General features: G+C 69.5%; 16 protein-coding genes. 7 read left to right on the top strand and 9 right to left on the bottom strand.

The genetic code is table 11. The annotated features are described in order from the left end of the window. Positions 1–169: 169 nt before the first annotated feature. The gene (locus ABD714_RS05820; RefSeq protein ID WP_344811358.1) at positions 170–850 is read right to left on the bottom strand and encodes a TetR/AcrR family transcriptional regulator; all 681 of its coding nucleotides are present in this window, start codon (positions 848–850) and stop codon (positions 170–172) included. Positions 851–959: 109 nt separating this feature from the next. On the opposite strand from ABD714_RS05820, the gene ABD714_RS05815 reads away from it, so the two are divergent. After that, on the top strand, positions 960–2,351 hold the full coding sequence (locus ABD714_RS05815; RefSeq protein WP_344811357.1) for an MFS transporter: 1,392 nt from the start codon (positions 960–962) through the stop codon (positions 2,349–2,351). 283 nt (positions 2,352–2,634) lie between these two features. Here ABD714_RS05815 and ABD714_RS05810 read toward each other — a convergent pair whose 3' ends face one another. Next, a complete protein-coding gene (locus tag ABD714_RS05810; protein WP_344811356.1) occupies positions 2,635–3,279 on the bottom strand; it encodes a GntR family transcriptional regulator in 645 nt (214 codons plus the stop codon). 363 nt (positions 3,280–3,642) lie between these two features. Between ABD714_RS05810 and ABD714_RS05805 the strand changes: the two genes are divergently transcribed. The 3 genes from ABD714_RS05805 to ABD714_RS05795 all read left to right on the top strand — a co-directional run bounded on the left by ABD714_RS05805 (position 3,643) and on the right by ABD714_RS05795 (position 6,162). After that, positions 3,643–4,050 (top strand): TraR/DksA family transcriptional regulator, encoded by a 408-nt coding sequence (locus ABD714_RS05805; RefSeq protein ID WP_344811355.1) that lies wholly within the window; start codon positions 3,643–3,645, stop codon positions 4,048–4,050. 153 nt (positions 4,051–4,203) lie between these two features. After that, positions 4,204–5,823, top strand: a complete 1,620-nt coding sequence (locus ABD714_RS05800) for an FG-GAP repeat protein (protein ID WP_344811354.1) — start codon at positions 4,204–4,206, stop codon at positions 5,821–5,823. Between the two features lie 213 nt (positions 5,824–6,036). Beyond that, a complete protein-coding gene (locus ABD714_RS05795) occupies positions 6,037–6,162 on the top strand; it encodes a hypothetical protein (RefSeq protein WP_344811353.1) in 126 nt (41 codons plus the stop codon). Positions 6,163–6,214: 52 nt separating this feature from the next. Here ABD714_RS05795 and ABD714_RS05790 read toward each other — a convergent pair whose 3' ends face one another. The 4 genes from ABD714_RS05790 to ABD714_RS05775 all read right to left on the bottom strand — a co-directional run bounded on the left by ABD714_RS05790 (position 6,215) and on the right by ABD714_RS05775 (position 9,863). Next, complete coding sequence (locus tag ABD714_RS05790) at positions 6,215–7,063, bottom strand: amino acid ABC transporter ATP-binding protein (RefSeq protein ID WP_344811352.1); 849 nt, start codon at positions 7,061–7,063, stop codon at positions 6,215–6,217. After that, positions 7,060–8,556, bottom strand: coding sequence for an ABC transporter permease subunit (locus tag ABD714_RS05785; RefSeq protein ID WP_344811351.1), 1,497 nt, complete (start codon positions 8,554–8,556; stop codon positions 7,060–7,062). The genes ABD714_RS05790 and ABD714_RS05785 overlap by 4 nt, the downstream gene beginning before the upstream one ends. Before the next feature lie 136 nt (positions 8,557–8,692). Then, entirely contained in the window at positions 8,693–9,142 is a 450-nt protein-coding gene (locus tag ABD714_RS05780) for a DUF2382 domain-containing protein (protein ID WP_344811350.1), read from the bottom strand. Positions 9,143–9,206: 64 nt separating this feature from the next. After that, positions 9,207–9,863 carry a hypothetical protein gene (locus tag ABD714_RS05775; RefSeq protein WP_344811349.1) on the bottom strand — a complete coding sequence of 219 codons (657 nt, stop codon included), beginning with the start codon at positions 9,861–9,863 and terminating at the stop codon, positions 9,207–9,209. Between the two features lie 289 nt (positions 9,864–10,152). Here ABD714_RS05775 and ABD714_RS05770 point away from each other — a divergent pair, with 289 nt between their 5' ends. Together ABD714_RS05770 and ABD714_RS05765 are read left to right on the top strand one after the other, a co-directional pair. Continuing rightward, complete coding sequence (locus tag ABD714_RS05770) at positions 10,153–10,980, top strand: DUF2382 domain-containing protein (protein WP_344811348.1); 828 nt, start codon at positions 10,153–10,155, stop codon at positions 10,978–10,980. Between the two features lie 354 nt (positions 10,981–11,334). Then, entirely contained in the window at positions 11,335–11,499 is a 165-nt protein-coding gene (locus tag ABD714_RS05765) for a hypothetical protein (protein WP_344811347.1), read from the top strand. 41 nt (positions 11,500–11,540) lie between these two features. On the opposite strand, the gene ABD714_RS05760 is transcribed toward ABD714_RS05765, so the two are convergent. From ABD714_RS05760 to ABD714_RS05750, 3 genes are all read right to left on the bottom strand, one after another. Continuing rightward, positions 11,541–11,720, bottom strand: a complete 180-nt coding sequence (locus ABD714_RS05760) for a hypothetical protein (RefSeq protein ID WP_344811346.1) — start codon at positions 11,718–11,720, stop codon at positions 11,541–11,543. A gap of 267 nt (positions 11,721–11,987) precedes the next feature. Further along, a complete protein-coding gene (locus tag ABD714_RS05755; RefSeq protein WP_344811752.1) occupies positions 11,988–12,890 on the bottom strand; it encodes an aminoglycoside phosphotransferase family protein in 903 nt (300 codons plus the stop codon). A 34-nt stretch (positions 12,891–12,924) separates the two neighbouring features. Next, entirely contained in the window at positions 12,925–13,812 is an 888-nt protein-coding gene (locus ABD714_RS05750) for an NmrA family NAD(P)-binding protein (protein WP_344811345.1), read from the bottom strand. Positions 13,813–13,895: 83 nt separating this feature from the next. Here ABD714_RS05750 and ABD714_RS05745 point away from each other — a divergent pair, with 83 nt between their 5' ends. Continuing rightward, complete coding sequence (locus ABD714_RS05745) at positions 13,896–14,642, top strand: TetR/AcrR family transcriptional regulator (RefSeq protein ID WP_344811344.1); 747 nt, start codon at positions 13,896–13,898, stop codon at positions 14,640–14,642. Positions 14,643–14,662 lie beyond the last annotated feature (20 nt).

The following is a 14,662-nucleotide window of genomic DNA, read 5'->3' as shown; positions in this document are numbered from 1 at the left end:
GAGCTTGTCGTGTCCAGGTGATGACCTCCGGTGTGCCGGTCGAGCCGAGGCATCCTCGGTCAGGACGCGCTCGAACGGTCCTCGGGTGCTTCGATCGCAGGCTGAGCCGGCGGTCTTGCCGGAGCACGGAGTGCCTGGCGGGGAGTCGAGCGTGCTCGGTGCCCGGTGTTCAGCCCCGTGCGGTTCCCGGGGTGATGGGTGGCCCCATGACAGCGTGCGTCTCGTCGCTGGTCAGGGCCGCGACGGGCAACGGGGTCGGGGTGCCGGGTTCGGCGCGGAGGCCGTCCAGGAGGAGATGCAGGTAGCGGCGGTAGAGATCGGGGTGCGCACCGCGGGAACGGGCCAGGATCGCGTTCAGGCCGACCTGGACGAACGTGAGGTCGGTGCCGGTGACGTCGTCTCTCAACACCCCGGCGTCGCGCGCCCGGGCCACGATGGCGCGGTTCTTCGGCGCCATCACCTGGCGGTTCCAGTCGTGCTGCTCGACGCCGACCCGGTCGCCGCTGACGATCTGGGCCAGGCCCTTGTCGCGCAGCTGCAGGGCCAGGGACATCTCGAGGTAGGTCACCAGCCCGTGCCAGGGATCGGGGTCGGTCAAGGCGGTGTCGGCCGCCGCAGCCATCTCGGCGGTCTGCTCCGAGAAGAGTGCATCCAGCAGCTCGCCCTTGTTCGCGAACCTCCGGTACGCGGTGCCGACGCCCACACCGGCGCGGTGGGCGACCTCGTCGAGGGTGACGTCGAAGCCGTGGTCGGCGAACAGCTGCCGAGCGGCGGCCAGCAGCCGCTCCCGGTTCCGCGCGGCGTCGCGTCGAAGTGCTCGCTGACTGCCTGCTGGCGCGGATTCGGTCATGGCGGAATCCTAGCCGATGTGGAGAGACAACCTCCGGATAGATGCTAGTCTGCGCCTATCTGGAGATTTTGCCTCCGCTTAGTCGGGGGTCTGGGAGAGACGAGACGTGATGGCACTGCCCACCAAGACCCCGCCGGCCGCCGTCGGCGTGCCCAACGGCCCCCACGCAGGGTTCGTGGTCGCCATCGCCTCCCTGGGCTTCTTTCTGATCACCCTGGACATCTCCATCGTCAACGTCGCTCTGGCCCGGATCCAGACCGAGCTGGGCGGCGGCACCGTGGGGCAGCAGTGGATCATCGACGGTTACACCCTGATGTTCGCCGCGCTGCTCCTGTTCGCGGGCAACCTGTCCGACCGGATCGGCGCGAAGCGGGCCCTGGTGCTCGGTGTCGCGGTGTTCGCGGTGACGTCGGCCGCCTGCGCCTTCGCCCCGAGCTCGACCCTGCTCATCGCCGCGCGCTTCGCCCAGGGGGCCGGGGCGGCGGTCATCCTGCCCGCCTCGATGGCACTGGTGCGGGAGGCCTTCCCGGATCCCGCTCGTCGGGCCAGGGCCCTGGGCGTCTGGGCGGTCGGCGGCGCGGTCGCGGCGCTGGTCGGCCAGCCGCTGGGAGGGCTCCTGACCACCTACGACTGGCGCTGGGTCTTCAGCATCAACCTCCCGGTCTGCGCGGCCATGATCTTCTTCCTCGGCCTGGTGGCCATGTCACCGACCCGTCCGGCGCCGTTCGACTGGGCCGGTCAGGTCCTCGCCGTCGTCGGGTTGTCCACCCTCGTCTACGGCCTCATCGACGGGGGGCACCTGGGCTTCGGCACCCCTCCGGTCGTCGCGGCCCTGGCGGTCGCGCTCATCAGCCTGGCCGGCTTCGTGCTCGTGCAGACCCGGGTCCAGCACCCGATGATGCCTCTCGGGCTGTTCCGGGCTCGCGGGTTCCGGCTCGCTCTGCCGGTGGGTTTCACCTTCATGGTCGGCAACTACGGCAACGTGTTCGTCGTCAGCCTGTTCCTGCAGCAAGAGCTCGGACTCTCACCCCTGCACGCCGGTCTGGTGTTCCTCCCGTCGGCGTTCTTCGCGATCGCTGCCAACCTGGCCAGTGGCCCCATCACCAACCGGTTCGGCGCCCGTGTGCCGGTCGTCGCCGGACTGTCGGCGATGGTCCTCGGGTTGGTGGCCGTGCTGGTCACCGCCCCGGTCGGCAACCCGGCTCTGGTGGCCATCTGCATCATCCCGATCGGCGCCGGCGGAGCCCTGGCCATGCCGTCGGTCACCGGGGTGGTCCTCGAAGGTGTCCCCGGCCACCAGGCCGGAACGGCCAGTGCGGTGTTCAACACCTTCCGACAGGTCGGCGGGGCCGTCGCGATCGCCGTCTTCGGGGCTTTGATCGCCGATCCCGACCGCGTCGTGGCCGGGATGCAGCTCAGCCTGGGCATCGCCGCCGCCCTGCTCCTGCTCGCCGCGGTGAGCAGCGTCCGGATCCAGCCCCGCGCGGACACCCCGACCTGACCTCGAACCGATCCGCGCGATCGCCGAGGTGATCGCGGCTGACGTCCTCCACGGCGTGGCCGAAGGCTAGGTCGGCGATGGCGGTCGCGAGGAAGGCCGGCGGCTCCGGCCACGAAGACGGCGCCGACTCCTGATGACACGCCGTGCCCCCTACTCACGGTCGACGGCGGGAGAGCGGGCTGGTGCGCCTAACGGGGGCCCAGCTCCTGCACACCACCGGTGCCTACGTCTCCACCGCTCTCTGCGGTTTCCGGTGTCGAGGACATCGAGCCCAAGAGTCGGTTCAGGACGGGACGGCAGTCCGTTCGGTGGCTTCGCGGTAGAGCCGTTCGTCTTTGATGATGTGCTCGCCCATCAGGTGGCCGGCCGTCGGTCCTGAGCCCGCCAGGATGGCCTCGGCGATGGCCGAGTGGTCGGCCCAGGAGGACTCGATCCGCCCCACGATGTCGAGCTCGAACCCCCAGGCGATCTTCTGCAGCAGGCCTTCGAGCATGATCGCGAGCTGGGCGTTCCCCGAGGCCCGGGCCACCACCTCGTGGAACTCCATGATCAACGGCGGAAGCTGGTCGACGGCTCGCTCGTCGCGGGCCCGTCGGCTCCGCTCGATCACCTGTCGGAGCTCATCGGCCATCACGCCTCCGGACTTCTCTCCGGCCAGGGTGGCCGCCAGGACCTCGAGCCCCCGACGGACCTGCATCAGCTCCACCACGTCCTCGTGGGATCGAGCGGAGACCGACGCGCCCTTGAACTTCTCGATGATGACGAAGCCCTCTGCCTCCAGCTGCTGCAGGGCCTCGCGCACCGGGACGCGGGACACCCCGAAGCGGGATGCGAGGGCGTCTTCTTTGAGGCGGTCACCGATCGCGATCCGACCGTCGATGATCTCCGCCCGCAGCGTCTGGACAACGGTCGCGGACAACGGCTGCATGTCGCGAAGAATAGTGGACCCCCTGGTGCGGGGAGGTGCTCGCGACCGGGTGGCGAGGTGCCGCGCAGTCGCCGCCGGTTCCGGCTGACTGCGGCTCCGGCCCCTGGTCGGAGTCTTGTCGTCTACGACATCGGCACGCGCCGAGTTCGTCGTCTTTGCGCCGCACAACGTCCGCACCCCAGGCGACGTCACCTGCGAACCGCAGCGGGACGTCCAGCTGATCGATCGACGGGCATGCTGTCCAACGGCACCGTTTGGTGACGTCCACTCCCGGCGTCGAGGTCTGAGGACCGGTCCGGCCGCCCGGACGGCGGCGAGCGCTGTCACACTCTCGTGGTCGACTGCTCCCGGAGGTGGTGACGGGTGGACGACGACAGCCACGGTTGGTCCGACGACCGTCGATCGGTCGACGTTCCTCGCTGGGCGGACGTCCTGGGCGAACGGACGGCACAGGCCAGGGCTCAGCGGGACGCGTTGCGGGCCGCCATCGAGGAGACCCGCGAAGCCCGGAGCCTGATGTTCGCCGACGACGAGCACGACCCCGACGGGTCCACCGCCTCGTTGGACCAGGCCCGGGACGTCGCGCTGCTGGCCCGTACCGAGCAGACGCTCGCCGAGCTCGCTGCCGCCGGGCAGCGACTCGCGGACGGCACGTACGGGCAGTGCCGGAACTGCCACCGCACGATCGGCGCCGAACGCCTGCTCGCCCGACCGGAGACTGCGGTCTGCGTCAGCTGCGCCGCGGTTGCGGGTCGCCGCCGGCGGGGCTGAGAGGCAGACGCCCGCGACACAGGCGGGCCGGATCCGACCGGCCCACCGCCGCCGGCACACCCGGGGCGGGCTGTGGACCGCGCCTGTCCTGTGGGCCTTGGCGGGAATCCATGACATTGGTTGACAACCCAACGGGCGCCCGAGGATCGTCATATGCGGCGCGAGCTGGCGCCGATGATCGCTCACCGTCGAGGAGTCCACGTGATTCGACTGCGCAGCTTGGCTGTGCTTCTCTCGCTGGTGATGCTGCAGGTGAGCTCGTGGACCTCGACGACGGCGTCTTCGACGACGACACCAGCGACGCTCGGAATGTTCAAGACGACCGGAGTGCCATCGGACTTCAACGGCGATGGGCATGCAGATCTCGCCATCGGCGCTTGGGGTAGCGATCGAGAGGCTGGTGCCGTCCACGTCATCTACGGCTCGGATGCTGGCCTTGCTGCCGCAGCAGATCAGTTGTGGACCTTGGACTCCCCCGGCGTGAAGGGCACCAGCAGGAGTGGTGGAGGGGACCGGTTCGGCGCAGCTCTTGCAACCGGCAGCTTCAACGGCGACAGGTATGCCGACCTCGCCGTTGGCAGCCCGAGCCACAACATCTCCGCAGGCGCGGTTACCGTCCTCTATGGGTCCAAGCGCGGCCTCACGGCGGCTGGCGACCAGTTCTGGACTCGAGACAGTCCTGGAATCAAGGGCGTGGCCCAGCCTGACATCTTCGACAACGGAGGCCAGTACTTCGGGGCGGCCCTGGCTGCCGGAGACATCGACCGTGATGGGTTCGCCGATCTCGCTGTCGGAACCCCCGGGTACGGCGGTTCCGTCAACGTCCTGTACGGCTCTCGCCGCGGTCTGTCCGCCGCGAGGGACCAGCTGTGGAGTCAGAACAGTCCCGGCATCAAAGGAGAATCCGACAGCGGCAGCGGCGAAGATCTCGAGCCGTTCGTCCCGGGCGATGCGTTCGGTTCAGCACTGGTCATCGGCAACTTCGGGGGCACGAAGGAACTCGACCTTGCCGTAGGAGTCCCCTGGGAAGCTGAGTCTGGCGGAGTGAACGTCATCTACGGTGCGAGAGCTGGGCTGCAGGCACGAGGGAACGAGCTGCTGACGCCGACCAGCGCCGGACTCACCACCCCCGGCACCGACGACAGGTTCGGCGCGAACCTCGTTGCGGCGAATTTCGGACGATCGTCCTTCGACGATCTCGGTATCGCCGCACCCGGCTACCGCACGACGCATCGAGGAATCGTCTCCGTGCTCTACGGATCGTCTCGTGGGCTAGGTGGAGAGGGTCACGAAAGCTGGTCCCACAACAGTCCAGGCGTTCAGCCACCCCAGCCGGGCACTGCCGGCTTCTTCGGACTTGCCGTGACGGCAGGAGACTTCGGCGGATCTCAGGACGCCGATCTAGCGATCAGCGCTGCCGACCGGGGAGGGTCAGTCCACATCCTCTTCGGTACCAGCTCGGGCCTCACGGCGGCCATGAACCAGGTGTGGAGCCGCAGCTCGCCAGGCGTCAAGGGCACCACCCAACCGGAACAGGGTTGGGGTCCGCCGTTCGGGGCGACTCTGACTGCTGCCGACTTCGGTCGATCCCGGAAGTCGGATCTCGCCGTCGGAGCACCCACATCAGACGGCCTACGGGGCAGCGTCAACGTGCTGTACGGCAACACCAACGGACTGACCGCTCGAGGCGACCAGCTGTGGACCCGTAGCAGCTCTGGCATCAAGGGTCGCCCCCGCAGCGGCGACCACTTCGGTGACGCCCTGACCGGATGAGGCCCCGAACCGGTGGCCCTCTGCACGCTCCCACGGGTCCATGGCCCCCACCGGCCCTCTACGACGTGAACAGGCCGGCGCCGCCGCGAGGAAACAGCAGCTGGAGTCTGAGGTTCCAGAGCTGAAGCGGTCAACGAGATCGTGCTGGCGGCCTCCTCATTCTTCGTACGGGAGCTCGACCCGCCCCGACTGCCGTGGTAGTCCGCTCCATCGATGATCACAAGACCAGGTTCGGGGCGAGCCGATCTTCGCGTGCTCAGCGAGCACGGCGTCACGATCGCGCCGTCGGACTACTACGCCGCCAGGTCCCGGCCCGCCGTCAGCGCGATCGGTGCGTGACGCTGCCCTGACGGTGGAGAGCGAACGGACCTTCGGCGACCGCGCCGTCGGGCTAGATGGGATCGAGGATCCGGTGCAGGAAGGTCCGGGTCCGCGGCTGCTGGGGATCGGTCAGCACCGCCTCGGGCGGACCGCTCTCCACGATCACCCCGCCGTCCAGGAACAGCACCTGGTCGGCCACCGACTGCGCGAACCGGATCTCGTGGGTGACGACGACCATCGTCCAACCCTCGGCGGCCAGGTCCTTCATCACGGACAGCACCTCGCCGACCAGCTCGGGATCCAGCGCCGAGGTCGGCTCGTCGAACAGCATCAGCTGGGGCTTCAGGGCCAGCGCCCGCGCGATGCCCACCCGCTGCTGCTGGCCACCGCTGAGCTGGTACGGGTGCTGCTCCGCCTTGCTGGCCAGTCCCACCCGGTCGAGCAGGGCGAGTCCCTCGGCGCGCACCTCCTCGCGGGGGCGGCGCTGCACGGTCAGCGGTCCTTCGATCACGTTCTGCAGCACGCTCAGGTGCGGGAACAGGTTGTGGGCCTGGAAGACCATCGAGCTCTGCGCCCGCAACCCCACCAGCTGCTTCTTCGTCGGTGCGGTGGCGAAGTCGACCTCGACGTCACCGATCCGTACCGTGCCGGCATCGGGGATCTCCAGCCCGTTGAGCGAGCGGAGCACAGTGGTCTTGCCCGAGCCGCTCGGGCCGATCAGCACCGCGACCGACCCGGACCGGACGTCCAGGTCGATGCCCTTGAGCACCTCGAGCTGGTCGAACCGCTTGTGCAGGCCGCGAGCGCTCAGCAGGACACCTGCCTCATCGGCCGGTGACCCGGACGCTCCCGTCCCGTCGGTCGGTTCGGTGTTCCCTGCGTCGGTGCTGACTGCGTCGCTGCTGACTGCCTCGCTCATCGGGCCACGTGCCTCTCCAGTCGGGTCTCGAGTCTGCCCTGGGCGAAGGACAGGATCAGGCAGATCACCCAGTAGATGAGGGCGGCCACCCCGTACAGGGCGAAGAACTGGAAGGTCGGCGCGGCGGCGATCTGGGCCACTCGCAGCAGCTCGGTGACCAGCACCACCGAGGCCAAAGAGGTGTCCTTGACCAGCGAGATCAAGGTGTTGGACAGCGGCGGCACCGCGGTCCGCGCCGCCTGGGGCAGGATCACCCGGCGCAGCGTGGTCGCGTAGCCCATGCCGATGGTCAGGGCCGCCTCCCACTGTCCCTTGGGCACCGAGAGGATCGCGGACCGGATCACCTCGGCCGCGTAGCCGCCCACATTCAGGCTGAAGGCGATGATCGCGGCGGTGAAGGAGTTGAAGGTGAGACCCAGCCCGGGCAGCCCGTAGAAGATCAGGAACAGCTGTACCAGCAGGGGAGTGCCCCGGATGATCGAGATGTAGAAGCGGGCCAGCTGCGACACCACCGGGACGGTGGACAGCCGCATCAGCGCCACCACCAAGGCGATGGCCAGACCGATGACGAAGCTGATGGCCGTCAACGGGATGGTCGCCTTGATCGTGGCCAGGAGCATCGGCCCGATCGAGCTCCTGACCAGCTCCCAGGTGGTCTGCACCGCGGCCCGGTCCTCCGGCGCCGACGCGGTCTCCTTGCCGGTGGAGACGTCGGTGTCGAAGTAGCGCTGGGAGATCGTGGCCAGGGTGCCGTCGGCCCGGAGCTCGTCCAGCGAGGTGTTGATCGCGTCGCGCAGAGCGCCGTCGTCCGGGCGCAGCGCGAACACCTGCTCGCTGGGGTCACCGGTTTCCGCGGCGACCTTGACGTCGTTGTCCCGGGTGGTCTTGACGTACTCCAGCACGGCCAGGTTGTCGTTGACCGTCGCGTCCACCCGGCCCTGCTTGACCAGGGTGACGGCCTGGGTGAACCCCTCGACTGCCTCGACCTTCGCGCCGGCGTCGGTGGCCACCTTGGCCCAGTTGCTGGTCGAGCTCTGCGCAGTCGTCTTGCCCTTCAGGTCCGCCAGCGAGGTGATCGAGCTGTCGTCGCTGCGGGTGACGATCACCCCGTCGGAGAAGGTGTACGGCTGCGACAGCGCGTACCTCGCCTCCCGTTCGGCGTTCTTGGTCACCTGGTTGGCCACCACGTCGAACCGGTCCGACAGCAGGCTGGCGAAGATCGCGTCGAACGGTGCCTCGACGAACTCGGCCTGGACCCCCATCTTCTGGGCGACCGCGGTGATGATCTCCACGTCGTAGCCGGTGAGCTGGTTGGTGGCGGGATCGTGGTAGCTGAACGGCGAGTAGGTCCCCTCGGTGCCCACCCGCAGCACGCCGGCGTCCTTGACCCGGTCCAGCGTGGTCTCGGGCTGCCCGGCGGAGCAGGCCGCGAACAGACCGGCGAGCAGCAGACTCAGCCCCAGCAGCAGGATCCGTGTGACGCGTCGTGTCATGGCCACCCTCGGCTCGACTCGAGCCCGGCACTGGTGGCTGAACCCACCCGGTGGCCGGACCGATCGGGGCAATCCCGACCATTCCGGCAGAGTATCGGGCCCGACTGTCAGTCAGCGACGCCGGCTCGGTGCGTGGCTACGCTGGTTCGCGGCCGGGAGAGAAGCCTTCTTCGCCGAGAACGCTGACGCGTTCCTGGCGGACGGACTCTTCGACCTCCACGTCCGCGGTGACGATGCGAACCTGGACACGGACCCGCTCCACAGGCACGACCTCGGTGGTCACGACGACCCGCTCCTCATGCAGGACCAGCGCGAACTCGGCCTCGTGGAGCTGCGCCGTTCCGTCGTGCGCGGCAAGGGTGGCGGGCAGGCTCACCTCCTCGGGTGTCAGCTCGGTGATCACGAGTTCCTCGCGGCGAACCTCGACGGTCTGGGTCACCGTTTCGGTGACGACGCGTTTGTGGAGCCGGACAGCGCCTCGTATCCGCACCGTCCTCGCGATGGCCAGCTGCTCTTGCGACCGCACCACGGCGGCCGGCGGCGAGGTGCTGGCCGGGTCATCGGACGGACTTTCGGCGTCGCTCACGTCCTGTCCAACTGCATGAAGGGTCCTTCGCTCGAGGGGTGGTGTCGGTTGAGTCGGCAGGGTTTCAGTCGGTCGTGGAGAGGTCGGCGTGATCGACGCGGCGGTGGAAACGCATCCCGGCGAGGCCGCCGAGGACGGCGCCGATCAGCGCGGCTGCGACGAGCACGATGGCGGCGATGATGCCGCCGGTGGCCAGTGTGCCCTCGTTGATCGGGATCCGGGGAAAGCCGTTCACGCTGGCGAGCAGGTTGAACTGCGAGCCGGCGATGAGGCTCAGCAGGGCGACGACGACGGCGACGATGAGGGCCCACAGCCAGACGCCGATACCTTGCTTGACTCCGTTGAAGCGTGCCATCCGGCCGGCGACGTAGCCGCCGCAGAAGTACGCCAGCAGCACAACGACCAGGAGCGCGATCCCGCCGACCAGTCCGATGGTCTGCGGATCGGAGTTGACCTGCGCGGTGGTGGCGTCCTGGGTGAGCCCGAGAGCCGCGCCCGCGGCGGTGAGAAGGGCGGTCAGCAGGACCGCAGTACCTGTTGCGGTCAGCCAGCCGAAGAAGCACGCACCGAACTTCATCCCACCGAACCGCTCCCTCTGCCGCCGGACGACCTCACGCTTGTCGACGTGATCAGTGGCGAGCACCGTTCGCTGTTGGTCAGCGGGGGCAGTCTCCCCCCTGCGGCGGGGGTTCTCGGGCGGTGGGGTGGCGGCAGTGCTCATGCTGTCCTCCAAGCTGGTGACGAACGACTGTCGTGACGCTCGACCGAACGTCACGTCGGTGGCGGGGTCTGGACGGTTCGACCCGATGTCATAGGAGTGTTACCCCCCAGGCGAAACTCCAACCACAGCCCCCGATGTCACCTGAGCCCTGTCGGACAGTCCCGTGCCGACCGCGGCCTGCTCCGGTGCGCGAGGACCACTGTCGACTGTCATCAGCGTTTACAGCTCGAGCGGCCGGGTACTCACGATGACGAAGGCCCGCAAGGGCACCCGAACTCAAGGAGCACCCATGCTGGGTCATGATCAGATCGACGGCATCTTCGACCACGACGTGTACGGGTCGGACGGTGAGCGCATTGGCGACGTCAAGCAGGTCTACACCAACGACGAGTCGGGCCAGCCGGAGTGGCTGACCGTCTCGACCGGGTTCTTCGGCACCAAGGAGACGTTCATCCCCCTGGCCGACGCCGACGTGTCCGGTGACCGGGTCACGGTGCCGTTCAGCAAGGACTTCGTGAAGGACGCTCCGAACGTCGACGCCGATGGGCACCTGTCGCCGGAGGAGGAGCAGGAGCTCTACCGCTACTACGGCCGTGGTGACTATGACGTCAGCGAGCACGGCCGCGTCACTGACGACTCGACGGTCGATACCGGCCGCGATGACGCCGTTCGCGACACGGTCGGGCACGACACGGTCGGGCACGACACGTCGGGCCCGACCACCGACGACGCGATGACCGTCTCGGAGGAGCGTCTCCAGGTGGGCACCGAGCGGCGCGAGACAGGACGGGCGAGGCTGCGCAAGTACGTCGTGACCGAGAACGTCTCCGAGACCGTGCCCGTGTCGCACGAGGAAGTACGGATCGAGCGTGAACCGATCACCGATGCGAACGTCGGTGACGCCACGGCCGGTCCGGCCATCTCGGAGGAGGAGCACGAGGTGGTGCTGCACGAGGAGCGCCCGGTGGTCGAGAAGGAAGCCGTCGCCGTCGAGCGTGTCCGCCTGGACACCGAGACCGTGACCGAGCAGGAGACAGTCGCCGACGAGGTCCGCAAGGAGCGCGTCGAGGTCGACGGCGACGTCGCAGGCAACGACGATCGGACTCCCCGGAGCTGAGCAGCTCGAGGTGGGAGGGGCTGGCCCGGTGGCGGGCTGCTCCTTCCTCCTCGGCCGGTCTGACGCAGCGGGCTGTCGACACCACAGGAGGAGCACGACGTGGCGGGTAAGACCGTCGAGGTACCGGCTGAGCCAGGCCCGCGCCGGTAGCGGGTCAGCGACCTGGCCCTCCGTTCTTCAGCGTGTTGATCATGGCCGATGTGTTCGTCATCTGTGCGGGCCTGCAGTCGGCGGCCGGCATCGTGGCACCCTTGTTCTTTGGTGATCACCTTGGTGATCACAGTGGCACCGTTGCGGTCCTGTTGGTGGCTCGGCGGTGGCCTTCCTGGTTGGCCAAGCGCCGTCACGCTTCTCGTGATCTACCTGCTCCTCGCCCTCATCCTGGTCTCGGTCGTGTTCGCGCTGGTGCGTCTCGTCGACACGCTGCCGAGGTACGCGCCGGCGTTCCAGCAGATCCTCGGATCGGCGCTCGGGGTGGCTGACCGGCTCGGGTTCGGTCAGCAGCAGATCGGCAGCTGACGACGTCGGTTCAGCCCAGCGCGCTGGCCGGCCCAGCCCGGCTAGCTTCCCGGCCGGAGCGGGTGCAGGTGGGGTCGTCGCAACCAGACCGTGAACGCGGCCAGGACGAACAGGAGCAGCGTGAACGCCGGGCTGACGCCGAGCACGACGACGTTGGTGATCGACGCGCCGATCATCAGCAGCGCGAGCCCGATCGCGGCCAGCCCGCAGAGCCTGGGCACCAGGACGCCGATCGCCCCCGCGAGCCGACCACGTAGCGCAGGCCCTGGCCGGCCCCGATGGCGTCGAACAGCTGCAGCATGGCGGGTCACCGGCGAGCTTGGCGAAGCCGGCGCCGACGAAGACGAGCGCCAGGACGACGCGGGGCAGCCAGGTGAGGACCGCGATGCCTCGTGCACGGGCAGTCGTGGTGGTGGTGTCGGAGACGCTCATGGTGGTCCTCCCGGTGACGCAGCTGGTGATCCTCAGACCACCGACAGCTCCGGAAGTCATCGCCGGTCGGCCGGCTCGTCCTCGCCGAGGCGTTTCAGGGTGCGGCGACCGAGCTCGCTCATGGTGGGGTTGCTGGTGGCGTAGTACCAGACCAGCCCCATCGCCTGCTCGAAGGCCCAGGCGCGACCGCGCTGCCAGTCGAGCTCCGGCGGGTCCAGCTGCGTACGGAAGACCCGCCGGGGTCCGGGGTCGAGCAGGTGCCACGCCGCCACCAGGTCCAGCGCCGGGTCGGCCGGCCCGAAGCCGCCGACGTCGATCACGCCGGTCAGCCGTCCGTGGTCGACCAGCACGTTGCCCGGGATCAGGTCCCCGTGCGTCATCACGTCGGCGGAGTCTCGCGGCAGGTCGCGCCAGGCGTCCCAGAGGCGGCGCAGAGCGGGGACGTCCAGCAGGCCGGTGCTGCGGTCGAAGCACTCATGCATCCAGCCGTCGTGGGCGCGCAGGTCCCCACCGCGGTTGGTGCCGGCGAAGGTGCGTCCCCGGGTGCCGACCGCCCTCAGCTCCGTCACCAGCGTGGCCAGGTCACGGGCGAACGGGATCGACGCTCCCGGGTCGACGTCAGTGGCCGACGCACCGGGCAGCCAGGTCTGCACCGACCACGGGAGGGGATAGCCGGCGCCCGGTTCTCCCGATGCCACCGGCTCGGGGGTGGCGAACCGGGTCCGGCCGACCAGCTCGCGGGCCGCGTCCGCCTCGGCCTGCAGCTCTCGTCGTACGGTCGCCGGATCCCTGCTGCGCAACGGGAACCGCGCCGCCAGGTGATCACCGATCCGGAAGATCGCGTTCACCGTCCCGGGTCGGTCCAGGGCCGTGATCGCCATCGCTCGCCAGGCCGGGAACTGGTCGTCCACGAGCTGGCGGACGGTCGACTGCGACACCGTCAGCTGGTCGGGGTGCATGGTCACGATCCGAACTCTGCCCGGCGGGGCGGCTTCACCGCGACCGGGTGCTCACCGCGGGTGTGGCGGCCAGCAGGCGCTGAAGAACCGTTCGCGCCGACCTGGCCGGACGACCGAGCAGGTCCTCCAGCGCGGGGTCGGTGACGGCGAACTCCCCGCGACGGGCGGCCCGGAACAAACCGAGGGTGAAGTCGGCCGCCGGGGCGGGGAGACCCCGCTCGACGGCGGTGGCCTTCCACTCCTCGTCGTCGACCACGACCCGGCGGATCCGGCGATCGGTCAGCTCGCCGAGCAGCCGGGCCACGTCGCCGAAGTCCAGCAGCTCGGGGGCGGTCAACGGGGCGGTGACGCCGTCGAGGGCACCGGGGCGGGTCAGGGCGATCGCATCCACCTCGGCCAGGTCGGCGTGAGCGGTCCAGGACACCGGACCGTCGGCCGGGAGCCGGAGCTCCCCGGTGGCCAGGGCGTCGGGCAGGTAGATCGCGAAGGTGCTCGCGTAGAAACCGTGCCGCAGCGCGGTGTACGCGACGCCGAGTCCCGCGAGGTGCGCCTCGGTCGCCGCGTGCTGTGGCTGCGGGGCGAACAGCGAGTCGGGTGAGGCGGCCTGGTGGCTGGTGTAGAGCACCCGGGACGCCCCGGCCCGGACAGCCGCGTCGATCGCGGCGGCGTTGGCCTGAGCGGCGCCGGGTCCACGGATGGCGGCGGAGACGACCAGCACCTGGTCCGCCCCGGCGAAGGCGTGCTCGAGACCGGCCGCGTCGGTGAAGTCCCCGGCCCGCACGCGTACGCCCCGATCGGCCAGGTGCTGGGCGCGGGCCACGTCACGCACGCTGACGCCGAGCGTCTCGGCGGGAACGCGATCCAGCAGCCGGGCGACGACCTGCGAGCCCAGCTGCCCGGTGGCCCCGGTGACGATGATCATGGTCTTCTCCTCGGATCGATGGTTCATCAAGACCGTACCATCGATCCGAACCACCGATATCAGATATTTGCTATCGTCGGTCCATGACCGTCACCCAACCCGATCTGGACCATCGCGGTGGGTCCCGCTCCGTGATCATCGCGGCCGCCGCACGGCTGCTGCGCACCGGTGGGGCACAGGCCGTCACCACCCGGGCGGTGGCCGAGGCGGCCGGTGTGCCGGCGCCGACGATCTTCCGCCAGTTCGGCGACAAGGCCGGGTTGCTGGACGCCGTCGCCGAGCAGGCGATGGCCGACTACGTCGCGGACACGGCGGTGCTGGCCGCGACCGAGGACGGCGATCCTCTGGCCGACCTTCGGGCGGCCTGGGACCACCACGTCGACTTCGGTCTGGCCAACCCCGACCTGTTCGCCCTGCTCAACGTGCCGACTCGCCGGCCGCGGTCGGCCGCCACCGACATGGGTATCGACGTGCTCACCGCCCGGGTGACGCGACTCGCGAGCGCGGGTCTGCTCCGGGTCCCGGTCGCGCGAGCCGTCGAGCTGATCCACGCGGCCGGCACGGGGGTGGTGCTGGCGCTGGCCGGGCAGGTCGTCGCCGAGCGCGACCCGGGCCTCGCCGAAGCGTCCTTCGACGGCGTTCTCGGAGCGATCCTCGCGTCCAGGCCCGTTGCTGCGGCCGGTGACCTGACCGCACTCGCCGTCACCTTCTCCGCTGCGGTGCCGGATCTGCCGGCGCTGAGCGGTGCCGAGCGGTCGCTGCTGCGGGAGTGGCTCGACCGGGTGGTCGCTGCCGGTGGGAGACATCCCGGCACGAGCGACGGTCGTTAGCCCCGGCTCGCTACCCTCGC

It is taken from the genome of Microlunatus aurantiacus (genome assembly GCF_039536605.1).
Taxonomy (GTDB): Bacteria; Actinomycetota; Actinomycetes; order Propionibacteriales; family Propionibacteriaceae; genus Microlunatus; species Microlunatus aurantiacus.
This window is presented reverse-complemented; position numbering and strand designations above follow the sequence as displayed.